General features: G+C 36.8%; 15 protein-coding genes and 2 pseudogenes. 5 read left to right on the top strand and 12 right to left on the bottom strand.

The genetic code is table 11. The features are described from left to right. Window positions 1-7: 7 nt before the first annotated feature. The 6 genes from HPY74_09740 to HPY74_09715 all read right to left on the bottom strand — a co-directional run bounded on the left by HPY74_09740 (window position 8) and on the right by HPY74_09715 (window position 2,843). Entirely contained in the window at window positions 8-508 is a 501-nt protein-coding gene (locus HPY74_09740; GenBank protein NSW90930.1) for a DUF3368 domain-containing protein, read from the bottom strand. A 1-nt stretch (window position 509) separates the two neighbouring features. Then, window positions 510-797 (bottom strand): UPF0175 family protein, encoded by a 288-nt coding sequence (locus HPY74_09735; protein NSW90929.1) that lies wholly within the window; start codon window positions 795-797, stop codon window positions 510-512. Between the two features lie 375 nt (window positions 798-1,172). Further along, on the bottom strand, window positions 1,173-1,361 hold the full coding sequence (locus HPY74_09730) for a type II toxin-antitoxin system YoeB family toxin (protein ID NSW90928.1): 189 nt from the start codon (window positions 1,359-1,361) through the stop codon (window positions 1,173-1,175). Beyond that, window positions 1,354-1,629, bottom strand: a complete 276-nt coding sequence (locus HPY74_09725; GenBank protein NSW90927.1) for a type II toxin-antitoxin system RelB/DinJ family antitoxin — start codon at window positions 1,627-1,629, stop codon at window positions 1,354-1,356. The genes HPY74_09730 and HPY74_09725 overlap by 8 nt, the downstream gene beginning before the upstream one ends. A 206-nt stretch (window positions 1,630-1,835) precedes the next feature. Then, window positions 1,836-2,324, bottom strand: a complete 489-nt coding sequence (locus tag HPY74_09720; GenBank protein NSW90926.1) for a transposase — start codon at window positions 2,322-2,324, stop codon at window positions 1,836-1,838. Between the two features lie 186 nt (window positions 2,325-2,510). Beyond that, window positions 2,511-2,843 carry a hypothetical protein gene (locus tag HPY74_09715; protein ID NSW90925.1) on the bottom strand — a complete coding sequence of 111 codons (333 nt, stop codon included), beginning with the start codon at window positions 2,841-2,843 and terminating at the stop codon, window positions 2,511-2,513. Window positions 2,844-3,259: 416 nt separating this feature from the next. Between HPY74_09715 and HPY74_09710 the strand changes: the two genes are divergently transcribed. The 3 genes and pseudogenes from HPY74_09710 to HPY74_09700 all read left to right on the top strand — a co-directional run bounded on the left by HPY74_09710 (window position 3,260) and on the right by HPY74_09700 (window position 4,117). Continuing rightward, window positions 3,260-3,403, top strand: coding sequence for a hypothetical protein (locus tag HPY74_09710; protein NSW90924.1), 144 nt, complete (start codon window positions 3,260-3,262; stop codon window positions 3,401-3,403). A gap of 118 nt (window positions 3,404-3,521) precedes the next feature. Beyond that, entirely contained in the window at window positions 3,522-3,716 is a 195-nt protein-coding gene (locus tag HPY74_09705; GenBank protein NSW90923.1) for a hypothetical protein, read from the top strand. A gap of 86 nt (window positions 3,717-3,802) precedes the next feature. Further along, window positions 3,803-4,117: pseudogene (locus HPY74_09700) on the top strand (hypothetical protein). Between the two features lie 340 nt (window positions 4,118-4,457). Here HPY74_09700 and HPY74_09695 read toward each other — a convergent pair. Then, window positions 4,458-4,637, bottom strand: coding sequence for a hypothetical protein (locus HPY74_09695; protein NSW90922.1), 180 nt, complete (start codon window positions 4,635-4,637; stop codon window positions 4,458-4,460). 434 nt (window positions 4,638-5,071) lie between these two features. Between HPY74_09695 and HPY74_09690 the strand changes: the two genes are divergently transcribed. Both HPY74_09690 and HPY74_09685 read left to right on the top strand, forming a co-directional pair. Then, entirely contained in the window at window positions 5,072-6,553 is a 1,482-nt protein-coding gene (locus tag HPY74_09690) for a serine hydrolase (protein ID NSW90921.1), read from the top strand. 662 nt (window positions 6,554-7,215) lie between these two features. Then, window positions 7,216-7,443: pseudogene (locus tag HPY74_09685) on the top strand (SAM-dependent DNA methyltransferase). A 325-nt stretch (window positions 7,444-7,768) separates the two neighbouring features. On the opposite strand, the gene HPY74_09680 reads toward HPY74_09685, so the two are convergent. The 5 genes from HPY74_09680 to HPY74_09660 form a co-directional block, all read right to left on the bottom strand. Continuing rightward, window positions 7,769-8,314 (bottom strand): plasmid pRiA4b ORF-3 family protein, encoded by a 546-nt coding sequence (locus tag HPY74_09680; GenBank protein ID NSW90920.1) that lies wholly within the window; start codon window positions 8,312-8,314, stop codon window positions 7,769-7,771. A gap of 118 nt (window positions 8,315-8,432) precedes the next feature. After that, window positions 8,433-8,777 (bottom strand): hypothetical protein, encoded by a 345-nt coding sequence (locus HPY74_09675; GenBank protein ID NSW90919.1) that lies wholly within the window; start codon window positions 8,775-8,777, stop codon window positions 8,433-8,435. Further along, window positions 8,770-9,279, bottom strand: coding sequence for a hypothetical protein (locus tag HPY74_09670; protein NSW90918.1), 510 nt, complete (start codon window positions 9,277-9,279; stop codon window positions 8,770-8,772). Before HPY74_09670 ends, HPY74_09675 begins: the two co-directional genes overlap by 8 nt. 264 nt (window positions 9,280-9,543) lie before the next feature. Further along, window positions 9,544-12,042, bottom strand: a complete 2,499-nt coding sequence (locus tag HPY74_09665; GenBank protein ID NSW90917.1) for an MBL fold metallo-hydrolase — start codon at window positions 12,040-12,042, stop codon at window positions 9,544-9,546. A gap of 355 nt (window positions 12,043-12,397) precedes the next feature. Further along, a complete protein-coding gene (locus HPY74_09660) occupies window positions 12,398-12,832 on the bottom strand; it encodes a hypothetical protein (protein ID NSW90916.1) in 435 nt (144 codons plus the stop codon). Between the last annotated feature and the right edge of the window lie 55 nt (window positions 12,833-12,887).

Raw genomic sequence — 12,887 nt, 5'->3', positions numbered from 1 at the left:
GAAGCCTTTATATCTCTTTTTCTTTTTTTAAAATATCATCACATATGAGTTTTGATATTCTGTAACCTTTTTTTAACAATATATCGATCAAAGGTTTTATCTTTTCTATTTTACCTTTTCGCTTTGCAATTCTTAAAATACCTAATGTACCAATAGGAGTTAATAAAAAAGATTTGGCACTATTTCTTGCTGTTCTTTCATCTATTAAAACAAAACTTGCGCCAAGTTCGGTTCCACTAACAATGGTTTCAACTTCACCTATATGCATTCTGCCAAGAATTTTCCCAATCAATTCTTTATCATTTACATTGTATACTATGATTTTCCCACTTTTTACTGCTGATTTTACTTCCTGTTTCCCATAATCATTCTCATCCTCTGTATTGATAATTTCGTTATACACGGATTTTGGAATATAGACTTCATCATATAATTCCCATAATAAATTCAATTTGTTAATCATGGATAATGCAATAAGAGGACCGGTGTTACTAATTATCTTGCTCACCTTATTTATCCTCCAGATATTTCATAATTGCAAAATCATCCTCTTCAACATGTTGTTCTGTATATTCCATCCATGGAATGTTTCTACTGATTAATATATCAATGAAATTTGCCAGATGCTTTCCTGCAAGTTCTGCAGCTTTCTCCAATGTAACTGATTTATCTATAAAAAGTCCTATTGCTAAAGATAACCTAAATTTCTCATCTAAGGACTTCCCATACCCTGTCTTATCAATTATCTTTATAAACTCGTCAGGGATATTCAAACTATAAGTTTTATTTGCCAACATAGTTTTTCACCTCAATATACCAGTATTATTATTCTTGTACACTTGTACATTTAATTTCACCCTTAATATAATTATATCATACTTTTTATTAAAACCTTTTTGATTTATCTTCCAAACACTCCTTGTATAATAGTTCCTCTTCACAGCCATTAGGCTCGTGTCAGGAGCATTTATTTTACCAGTATTTAACTGGTAATACACTTCGTAGACTCTTCGAAGAACACTGCTAATAACTTCTTCGAAGCCCTTCTCAAATGCCTCCTCAGAGGCTCGTTTACTTTAATTTTCTATTCTAATTATATCATTCTGCTTTCTTCTTGGGAAGGGTTGGTGTTAGGAGGAAAATTTATTCTCACCCGAATGATGCTTATAGCTTTAGTATGAATAGTTCGAAGGTGATTTAGCTGACCAGTTTTCTCCTAATGGTTCAGGCTTGCCAATCCCATCATATCCATTGCGTTCAATATCCTGTATAATTAAGTTTATTCTCTTTAAAGTCTTTCTATCCTGCATTTGCCAATACAGATAATCTTTCCACGCTTCATCGGACCAAATCTTATTCATCTTCATCGCCCACCTCAATCAACTCATGGGCTTTTCCTCTTCCATTATCAAGTTGCTGTATGGATTTTTTCAGAACTTGCAGGTTGTGCTCATTATAAAAATCATCCGCTCGTGTAATTGCAAATGGTATTCCATTATGAATCAAAGATTGCTTCAAAAAAATGCGTATAGCAGACGGTACATCAAGGCCCAAATCATTAAAAAGCTTTTCTGCCTCTTTTTTAAGAACATCATCAACTCTAACTTGTATTAAGCTGCTTTGTGCCATGCTAAGAACCTCCTTATCATATTTTGTAATGAATTTGTGTTGCAGTTGTATTATAATTATATATTAATAACATACTTTTGTCAACTTCTTTTTTTTGTGCAAAACTTTGGAGCCAGAGTTATGCTTGTAAGTAGAAAACTATGGCAATAATATCGTTAAAAGAGTGCAGGGTGGTGATCCGTTTGGCTGGATTGTTTAAAACCTTTTCAAACCTTTTCAAATATCCCTGCTTCCTTAGCTTGATTGATCGTAGTTAATAATATTTTCCTACCTATATCACTCATAAAAAATCGTTTCCTGTGGTCGCACAAGGTTACCGCATCTATTCCGTCAAAATCCCTCGGCGCTGTTATCCCATATTTCACACGATCATCGAACCTTGTCTCTTCTTCCATCTCCCGGTCCGAATATCCTTTTTCAAGCTGAATTAGCATTGCTGTAAAAGTGTATACCGGTGACACCGATGCCCTTCCATAATAAGAAAACAATGGCTGGAACATTTCCTCGTTCAGATTCTCAATTGCCCATTTTGGAGAATTATTTATTTCAATTTCAGAGGTACATTGTTTACAAGTTGGCAATATCGGCGACATTGCAAAATCTTGCTTGCGCAGTTTTATGTTATAAATTTCAACTAAGGATTTATCAATCTCACCGCAGACTGGACAGATAATATGGATACCGTTTACGTTCATATGCCATTTCCTCGCATTCCGTATTTTATAATCTCAATAATTTCTTTCTCGGTCCGTCCTTTATCATAATCGCCGACAAGCTGACTTTCATAATGATATACAACACCATTATTCTTATTACATATCAGACTATGATTTCTACCCGTTCCCAGGTTTCACCGGACAGGCTATATAAAGCAGGGACTTTTATATCCTTGCTTTTTCCCTTGTCTGGATTTTTGAAATTACAGTAAGATTACAGTAAATGCAATAATCCAAACCTCTGAAATGTGGAGCCCTCAACAAGAATCGAACTGGTGACCAGTTGTTTTCAAAGGGATCATCATCTCCCCAATAGGGTATGGCTGTAAAGTCTATGTTTACTGTATCGGATAAGAGCCCTTCTTCTTTCCGTATTAAGTACAAGCTCTTCAAAAAAGAGATATTCATCTCTCTGGTAATACTACTTGAATATGAACTAAACCAAGCTGCTTTTGGTAACACGTTTAGACCGGCGAATAATCCGACTCCCCTATCCATACACCATATATCATCCGTACTGTACCGTCTGACATTAGACAGCTTAAGTGCAAGAAAACATAGAATGGCAGAAAGCTTGCCTATTGTCTTAGTTTTTGGGTATGAGGATTCTTCTATAACTTATTTATGTTATATGTTGTGAATCTGTAATAAAAACATTTAGGTAACAATGATAGCTATCTCAGTGTACATCCATATCAGTATCATACGTTTAATCACAAAGCATATAATACTATAACATATAGTTCGGACAGTGCCAGTGTCATCAGGATATTTCCTGCTGATACTGGCATTTTTCTTGTAAGCAAAACTTCAAAAAGTTCGCAATAGGATATACAGCCATATTTGCAAAAAAATTTCCCCAGGGGGGTCAACAAATGCCCCAAAAATTTGCTGATTAATAGGGAGACATATTTTTGAGCAAGACCCCGTCCGGTTTTGACCATAAAATGAAATGGACAGTGAGGGATTTTTTTCAAAAGGATATGGCATATGAGCCGAAAAGAACAAGGCTTTGCACCATGCCATCTATTCTTTTTTCGGCTTGTATCCTGCCGTAAGGCAGTGTATCTCATGTTTTGGCAAGCACTGAACCTGTGTGCCCAAGTTCGCTTGTCAGGGGGAAGTCCCCTGAAACCCTTAACAAAATGCATATGTTTTTTATGAGATGAAAAAGAAATGTATACGCAATTCTGTGAAAGATACAGGAAATTCAAAAAAGACAACAATCTATCAATGCATATTGAACACAAAGCAGGCGAAGAGATGCAGGTGGATTGGGCAGGGCAAAAAATGTATTATACGGAACCATCAACAGGAGAAAAAAGAACAGCATATATATTTGTTGCAGTTTTGCCGGCAAATGCTTTTTAAAAAGCAATTAGTGTCACACAGTAAAATTTCAGCTTAAAAACTGAGATAACGTAAGTGCCAGAAATTTTCCTGAAGAGGTCCTGAGGATCATTGTATTGTGTTTTGTTTTGCAGGAAAATGTTGTATACAGGAAGATACTTGGATATTTCAAACCGAAATTTACCCTTGGGCTTACGGCAACTCCCGAGAGAACCGACGGTGAGGACTTGCCGGAGTTATTCAAAAATGTCGCACATAAACTGGACCTGAAAACGGCTGTTGAAATGGGTGAACTTGCTCCGATCCGGTGTATAAGGATCAAAACAAATATAAACCTTTCCACTGTCAGAATCAGCGGTATAAAGTATTATTTCCAGGATCTTGAAAGCAAGCTGTTTGTCCCGGAAAGAAACAAAATCATTTACGCAGTTAAAGGATACTCAAGCCTGTTGGTAATTTTCCTGGTTTGTATTGTATCAGGTATTATAGAACCAATAACCACCGGATATCTGCATCATTGGATTGATTCTTCCATGAGAGCGACCATTGATTCGTTTCAGTCCTTGGGATTAAGAGCAACAATTATCATTGCAGGCTTAGGTTTTGGTTTTTTCTCATCAAGGTTTGATATTTTTGGCGGGTATGGATTTATCTCTTTCATATGTGGTGTGTTCTTAGTGTATTTTTTAATTTCATCCAAAGATGTTATTGAATAGTGAGGGCTTCAATAGGGGCAGATGGTTTCTGCCCCCCATTGAAATATTAAAAATACCGTATACTCATTGCCTCTTTGACTTTCTCAAGAGTTTTCGCTCCTTCAGTTCTTGCTTTTTCGCTTCCGTACTGAAGTATTTCCTTCAAATATTCAGGCTTTTCTTCGAGATATTTCCGCTTTTCCCTTAAATGATGATTTGCAAAAACTGTCCACCAGCCATCTTCCATATCCACCACCTCCCCAACAAATTAAAAAAACCTTCTATCCCTATTAAACCTACTTTCAAGTTAACTTTATATCTTCTTGAATTTGATATTCAAATGGTCATAATAAAATTGGTTATACCAGTAAAAATACAATCTTGATAAAGCTTATTAGAAAAAAAGCAGTTTCATTATTTGTCTAAACCTTCAGTATCAGCTTTTTGCAGTTCTTGATCGTTTTCGCCTAAGTAAATATCAATACCGAATTTTGATATGTATTTGCCAATTTCCCGTACCATGTTCTTATCTAGGCTTCTATGAGAAAGAAAAATACATAAATTGTTTTTAATAGAGTTGGGATAGTAATAATAGTAATATTATGATATAATAAGTAATGGTAATGGTCTTTAATGCCAATGAACAACAAAAAAATAAAATTATAATGGAGAGTGTTCTTTGTGAGTAAAAACGAGTTGTTTACACCGGCTCATTCCCCCGAAAGCTTGGGTATTCCTTCTTCTGCAATTCTTAATTTCCTTGAAAGAATAGACAGGCAGCAAACCTGCATGCACGGTTTTTTAATACTGCGGAAAGGGCAGATAGCTGCCGAAGGTTACTGGGCACCCTATTCAGAAAACAGCATGCACCGCATGTATTCAGTAAGTAAAAGCTTTGTATCTCTGGCCATAGGATTAATGGTTGATGAAGGAAAACTAAAGCTGGAGGACAAGGTTGTTCAGTTCTTTGAAGATAAAGCACCCCAGGACATACACCCATATCTGGCACAAGCAACAGTAAGAGATCTTTTAATGATGGCAACTCCTCATTCAACAAATTCCTATACACGCCATGATGATGACTGGGCTGCAACATTTTTTAACAAGAAGCCGTCTCACCCTCCAGGAACGATCTTTTCTTATGACACAGCAGCTACTGTTATTCTCAACACTATTGTAGAGAGAATTAGCGGAGTTCCTTTCCTGGAATATATGCGCGATAAATTGCTTGATCCTATAGGATTTTCTAAAGATGCCTGGTGTATAAAAACACCGGAAGGCACATCATGGGGCGGTTCCGGAGTTATATGCAAGTTAAAAGACATGGCTAAACTTGCCTATGTATGCATGAACAAAGGCCGCTGGAATGATGAGCAGCTAATATCAGAAGAATATATTAGTGCAGCTACATCAAAACAAATTGATAACTCACTTACAGGTAGAGACGGATATGGGTATCAAATATGGATGGAAAGAGAAAATGGATTTGCTTTCAGAGGAATGGGATCGCAACTTGCATTTTGTTATCCCAATAAAGAGTTAATATTTGCCTGTATATCTGATACTCAAGGTGCGGGCCCTACCGGAGAAGGTATCGTTGATTCCTTTTATGAAGAAATATACAATAAAATTAGTGATTCGCCGTTGCCGGAAGACACTGAGGGATATAATAAACTGAAGGAAAAAATCAAAACTCTTAAGATTTTGCCTCAACAAGGAAATCTTACATCTTCATATGTACAAAAGATCAATGGCAAATGGTTTACCTTAAATGAAAACCCGATGAATATCTCAAAAATGCGCTTAGTTTTTAATGGCAATGAAGGTATATGGGAATATGAAAATGCAACAGGACATCATGAGCTAAGATTTGGTATTGGAAGGAAAGTAGAAGGACCTTTCCCGGAAAAGCATTATTACGGAGAAAGAATTGGAACGGCATCGGGCAAAGAATACAATTGCTTGGCTTCTGCAGCATGGGTTGAGGAACATAAGCTCAATATGCTAGTTTACATAACAGACTATTATTTAGGAACTCTAAAAATAACTTTTGCATTTAAAGGAGACGAAATATCTATTTATATGACCAAAGCAGCAGAATGGTTTTTAGATGAGTATACGGGATTTGCCGGAGGGGTTCTGGTTGATAAGCAGGAAATATAAGGTAAACGTCAAACGGTCCCTACCTATCATTTATGTAGGGGCTGTTGTATATTTTTAACAGGCGCTCTGCAATAATCCGGTAAAGATGCAGACCAAGGAAGCAAGGTATCAAGAGCACACTGAAAGAGTTCTTGAACGAAGCGTGCCTTTGGGTGCTTCTCCTTATAATTCAAGCATATTGGGTAGGTATTTTTTCTATTTCCTTCATTCAAGATTCTCTATATCAATATTGCTATCTACCAGAAAATGTTATACATATTATGGCATTGAATTATGCTAAAACACGGTTTTTCTATGACATTTAATCCTGCTGCTAGCAGGATATGTCTGCACCCATACAGAGGAATTCAAACTGCTTCCTGATAAACACTTACAATGGAAAGCATATATGAAAAAGTCTGTGAAGCAGGACCTGAAGTTTGAGATAGTCGAAAATGATATAATTTTGTTGGAAAAGTATGCTAATGATAATGAAGATAATGAGTAATTTCTTTTTCTACCGAAACGCTTAAAGAACATATGGACCCAGAAAGCCGGGATAAGATCATTTAGAAGGAAGTGTTTCTTAATGAGAAATAAAGTATTTCAAGGGTTATCACGGATTTTAGAGACGAATGATGATAGTTGATTCAATTTTGGGTCTCCCTTTCCTTTTCAAAGTTATTGAAAATGAGCTTTCTAAGGCTGTGGGTGCCAGAAATTCCAGGCGGACAATAGGGAATGCGGATTATCAAGCCAGGGGTGTAATGTACTTGCCGGAGCAAGCCAGATATTCCTATTTGCTTCAATTGCCTGAAGGTGAAAACATTGGAAGAGCAGTGAACGATGCTGTGAAAGCTATTGAAGCTGAGAACGAGGAACTTAAGGATGTATTGCCTAAGACCTATACTTTATTATTCATATGATAGCTGTTATTGTTGAAAAAAAATATCCGGATTGGCTAGGATATAGACAATCGAAAAAAGCAATGCTTAATTATGGGATACCTATAGTGAGTTTAGTTTTTTTCTTAATTGCGGTCATCAATTCTCCAAAATAGTGAGTAATTTGGTAATACGAAAAGATACAGCAAGAAGCACAAATATAAACAATATTATTTTCAAAACAGTCATTAAAATTGCAATCATAAAATCTCCATCAAATCATTAGTATTAATTTGTCTTATCCTTCCATCCTGTCTTCCCGTAAACAAAAAGCTTTTCTTTTACCGGATTCTTATTTTATCCTTTCCAATATTTTATTGACATCATCTATGTTGAACCTCTCAGGGTCAAAGCCCTCGCCAGCCCATTCAATCATTTCTTCATGCTCAGGATGATCCGGGTCCATGATTGCATCCAGGAATTCTTCATACCCCGGCACCCCGCCGACATCTTCAGGTGGACAACTGCGTTTGCCACTAATACACCTTGGGTATTTCACTCCTGCCTCCGTCTGTAATATCTTCTCAACAACGATTTCATGCTGCCAGTTATCGCCAAAATCATAAGTATAAACCACCTTGTCCTTCTCTTTGAGGTAGTCAGTCACTTTTATGCGGGTCGCATTTTTAATATCGTCACTGTATTCTTTGTCCGGTTTACCAATGGATATACCTTTGCAGTCAAACTCAAACAAATGATAATCCTGCCACCCAAAAGCCTCCTGAATTATCCTGTGGAGCTTGTAGAAAGTTATATCGTCCGGCACCTGGATTCTCCTCCATATTGGAGGCTTAACATACTTCAATGTGATTTTTAGTTGTAAAATGTCCACCACTATTTCAACTCCTATCTCATATAATAGATTTTTGTATGGTTTCTATAAAAATTTTTCAGTTACAAACCCTCCCTTTTCATTTCACGTGTGTCCTGAGTTAATTTTACATCCTTGTTATTATTTAATCCCAATATGCTAATTTCAAAAACATATCCATAATTTTTAATTGTTCTAAAAACTCTTCGATAGATAGTACTCCATAGTTTTTACCAAATATATTCCTTGATTCTAAGCTCCATAGAAAAGATTTAAATTTGGGATATTTTTTAATGTTTCGCTTTATCTTGTATAAAAAATCTTCCAATTTCATGAAGTCTGCACTATTTTTATTTTTCTCCTCCATGTACAAAGATGTATCCAGAATTAATCTGAAAGGTTGCATAATCTGATAACGATAATCAGATGTATTATCCGGTAAAAAATCATTCATAAAATTTTTGTAACTTTCACATATTATTCTATACATGATACCTCCCCCGAAATGAAGGAAGCTGCTTTGTAAACTGCTCCTTCTTTGATTCATATAAATCGCTTCTATTTAAAACTTCATCTATAATTCTATTTATCAGTTTTTTATCCGCTACTTTAATAAGTTCATCAATATCTTGCAAATCCTTTTGTTCCAGTCTTATTATTTTACTTACAATAATATCTTCTACTGATAGTAGATAGATATTTAAATATTTAAATTTTTCGAGCTTTATTGCTCGCTCTTTATATTTAGGTGATACTGTAGTACTTTCATACTCTAACATATCAAAATTCCTCAATTGCACAAAAACTTTACCTAATCTCGAGGGATAATTTAAATCTATAAAATCGAAATCTCTTGTTGCCCTATCTATGAAACCACCTAATATACAAGCAGAACCACCTAACAAATATATATCAAAAGGCTCAATTTCAAATGTTCTTGCTACTTTTTCCATATCTAAGATATATTCTTCCAGTTGTTTCCTGATATTCATAATGTTCACCTATAAACAATATTCAAGATTATTATATCATTGGTGTCATTATAAGCCAACTGTAATTTTCCTCTTATGTGTTAATGTTAGGAGTCAAAATGCATGAAAATTTCAAGTTTAAATGCGGCCCATAAATGAGCCTTTTTCTTATTCTTCAATTCGCAACTGATTTATCTGTAAAAATCCTATTGCTGCCGTTCAGCCTTGTTTTTGTTATGCACTCAAACCCATGCAACACAGCACAACTTTATCACAGCTTAAATGTCATATTATCTCAATTTCAAGACCTGTTGCTTTGGCAAACTCTTTTTGTATTTCCTCTTTAAGCGGCTCATCTATGCCGCAAGTTACTGCCCTGACCTTCATCTCTTTAGGCAGGTATGAAAGGGCTTTTTTCAAATTGACTCCCTTTCCCTCGAAGATATTCTTGCCAATCTTGAGTATTTCATTCTGGTTCGGAGTCTGGTTTATCCTTATGTTCCAGCATGTCCGCGCCTCCAGTTCTTCTATGAGTTCAGCATACCTTTCTCCGACAAATGGAGAAATAAACGAAAGCTCAATGAAGGATTCACTGCCATTTGTTTTGAGGCTTTTTTTATAAAGCTTATCCTCTTTACTTTTAAAAGTTTCCTCTATAAGCTGCAGGGCGCGGTTTTGTTCCATTTGTCCTTCCTGCCTTATGGGCGCTGCATTTGGAACTGTGTTTTCTTTTCCTTTTACCTCAAAACAGATATCCATTCCCGTTATTTCCTTGAATTTATTTATCACAGCCTCATCTTCAAATTCCCTGCTGACTTTTACTTTAAAAAGGTCATCCGTCCTGAAATATGATACTGGTGCCATTATTTCAACGTCACCGGGAAGAAGTTTTGATATCAGGTTTTCTGCTTCCATCAGATTGCATTCACTGTTGACTTCAACACTCCATCCCGTAACTTCTTCAAATTCTCTGAATTTTTCCTTGTATTTAGAAATAGCAGCAGAGGGGAAATTGAAACTCAGTACGGCTATTTTCTGTTCGAACCTCGCGCCTTTTTTATATAAACCGCTTTCCCTGGGAAAGTATTCATCAACAAGCGCCAGCATCCGGTTTACCTCCATATGCTCTCCGTCTTTTCCCTGCTCCTCAACCGTTTGCCTGTCAAGCGGTTTGAACATGAACGGTTTTTTCCTGTCTGGCTCAAAAAAGGCGCTCTCATTCAACAGGTCTTGGAGGTTAAGAATATCCTCTTCGGTAAAATCTTCTGTCCCGTTAAAGCAGTAGAACAGCTCCTCAACTGTATAAACCCGTTTGTCCCCATCATTGGCAATCAGAAGTTCCCATATTTTTTCAATATCCTCGCCGGAGGGCTTTGTCAGTTTATTTAAGGTGGGCGGTTTTTGTCTTGACAGCTGTTGCCTTGGATTTCTCACGTTTATTTTATACTCTTCCCCGTTTGAAGGGTTATAGACATTCCCTCTGTATTCTTTTTGTACTTCATATGCCAGATTGGATACTGTCTCGCTGTTCCCGTGCACGAAAAACAAATGCCTTGCCCCAAGGGAGTGTGCGAACGATATTATCTGTGTTTTGTCCGCGTGTGCGGAAAGGCCGTATTTTCCTATGCCGCATTTTATTGGAACGGTTCTGTCTCCCAGTTTGAGAAATTTGTCTTCTTTTTCTGATTCGATGAGCTCGAGCAGTTGTCTGCCGGGTGATTCTTCGTCCTGGTATCCCGTAAGCGCAATGTAGTTGTTTTCCTCCTGAGCCAGCTTTTCGGCATACCACTGACTGGGGCCACCGGTAAGCATGCCCGAACTGGATATAATACAGCAGGGTTCATCTTTTGATATTATCTCTTCCCGCTGTTTATGCCCGCAGGTGACCGCAATTATGTTATCATCATAGAATATTTCATTTCCCTTAAATATCTTTTTTGCAAGCTGGTTTTTCAGGTAATTGGGATTTAGCTTGTATACCCTGCATATATCCTTTACCATTCCGTCCACATATATGTTGAATACAGGGAGCTGTCCGCTGTTTATCGCTTTTCTCAGTATCAGTATGACCTCCTGTGCCCTCCCAAGAGCAAAAGCGGGGATAAGAACCTTACCCTCCGAAAGTATTACTTCCCTTACTTTTTCAATAAGTTTTTGTTCTTCAATATTCCTGTCCGAATGGAGTCTGTCGCCATAAGTAGATTCAAATACGGCTATGTCAGGACGCAGCCTGGGAAATGCCGCTCCTTCAACACTTCTTTGAGGCGATACCGAAAAATCCCCGCTGTAGAAAAACGCACCTTCTTTTCCGGTAACATATATTCCGACTGAACCGGCCACATGACCCGCGTTATAAAAAGTAACCCTTATATCATCGTCAAACGGGCTGAATGTATAACCCGGTGAAAAGCAAATTACCTTCTTTAGCATGTTTTCAACATGTACCTCCGCAAACACCGGTATTTCCGCTTCTCTGTTCTCCATTATTTTAAGGCTGTCATATAATAGAACCCTTATAAGATCTTTTGTTGCGTGTGTCATGTATATGTTTGCATCAGGATACTCCCTGCTGATAACGGGAAGGCTTCCGCTGTGGTCCATATGAGCGTGGCTTGCAAATATGGCATCAACGCCGCCTTTTTGCTGTATAATGCTCATGTCAGGTAGTATCTCACTGCCACCCATCCTGATGCCGCTGTCAAATAACAGATTTCTGCCGTCGATATTTAAAAGAATACAACTCGCCCCAACCTCGGACGCGCCGCCCTGAAAATTTATCCTCATAGTATGTCTTCACTTCCCTTTTAACTTTCTCCCAACACACAGGATAACATAAAAACGAGGTAAATAAAATACTTTTTGTATTTATTGGCAGGATGAACCGCATCGGCAAAGGTAAATGAAAAATCTTCATCATATATTTTATCGCATAAAGAGAACGGTAAAATTACCAAGTGTCATTACTGATTTTTGAATATATTTATATCTCATATTGTGCCTGTTGTCCGGCACATCATATTTTGAATCGGGCTCCAACACCCACAAGTGCTCCATAACCTCATCCCTATTTTACAATAATTTGTCAATATTTTCTATACAAACATATACGAACACTGCATATACCCTCAAAAATTTCTTTCTATCTTAAATTCTGCAATAAACTTTGTAATTCTTTTACAGAAATTTCAGTAAATATGCTTATTTGCTCCATATCCATTCCAGCATTAAGCATATTTTTTGCAACTTCCAATTTACCTTCCAATTTACCTTCCAATTTGCCTTTAAGTTCCATCTCCTTCATTTTTTCACGTAATGCTATCTCCATAGCATACACCATATTATCTACCTCCTCGTTCACTTCTATTATCTTCTCTATTTCTTCGGCTTTTTCTTTTGGCATTCCACGAGTTATCACATTTTTAAGCCAAATCCTAAATAGATTGAAATCTTCCTCGCTTAATCCTATTTCTTCTTTGTTTTCAGTTTCAATTTCTATTTTGTTCTTAGAATCTTTCTTAGCTTTTTCCCTTGCTTTCTTCGTATCTTTTAAAATGGTACGCCATATTTCCAACATATACTGTAATAACCTGTATGGCATTTGATAATCAACAGTACTTTGCAATTCAAGC

The sequence above is a fragment of the Bacillota bacterium genome (assembly GCA_013314855.1).
Classification (GTDB): Bacteria; Bacillota; Clostridia; order Acetivibrionales; family DUMC01; genus Ch48.
Note: the sequence above shows the minus strand (reverse complement) of the source record. Positions and strands in the feature narration are given on the sequence as shown.

Bases quoted from the DNA above. Each gene is read 5' to 3' on its own strand.
- HPY74_09735 (NSW90929.1), bottom strand. From the start codon at position 797: ATGTTGGCAAATAAAACTTATAGTTTGAATATCCCTGACGAGTTTATA.
- HPY74_09730 (NSW90928.1), bottom strand. From the start codon at position 1,361: ATGAATAAGATTTGGTCCGATGAAGCGTGGAAAGATTATCTGTATTGG.
- HPY74_09725 (NSW90927.1), bottom strand. From the start codon at position 1,629: ATGGCACAAAGCAGCTTAATACAAGTTAGAGTTGATGATGTTCTTAAA.
- HPY74_09720 (NSW90926.1), bottom strand. From the start codon at position 2,324: ATGAACGTAAACGGTATCCATATTATCTGTCCAGTCTGCGGTGAGATT.
- HPY74_09715 (NSW90925.1), bottom strand. From the start codon at position 2,843: ATGGATAGGGGAGTCGGATTATTCGCCGGTCTAAACGTGTTACCAAAA.
- HPY74_09705 (NSW90923.1), top strand. From the start codon at position 3,522: ATGTATACGCAATTCTGTGAAAGATACAGGAAATTCAAAAAAGACAAC.
- HPY74_09695 (NSW90922.1), bottom strand. From the start codon at position 4,637: ATGGAAGATGGCTGGTGGACAGTTTTTGCAAATCATCATTTAAGGGAA.
- HPY74_09675 (NSW90919.1), bottom strand. From the start codon at position 8,777: ATGTATAGAATAATATGTGAAAGTTACAAAAATTTTATGAATGATTTT.
- HPY74_09670 (NSW90918.1), bottom strand. From the start codon at position 9,279: ATGAATATCAGGAAACAACTGGAAGAATATATCTTAGATATGGAAAAA.
- HPY74_09665 (NSW90917.1), bottom strand. From the start codon at position 12,042: ATGAGGATAAATTTTCAGGGCGGCGCGTCCGAGGTTGGGGCGAGTTGT.
- HPY74_09660 (NSW90916.1), bottom strand. From the start codon at position 12,832: ATGTTGGAAATATGGCGTACCATTTTAAAAGATACGAAGAAAGCAAGG.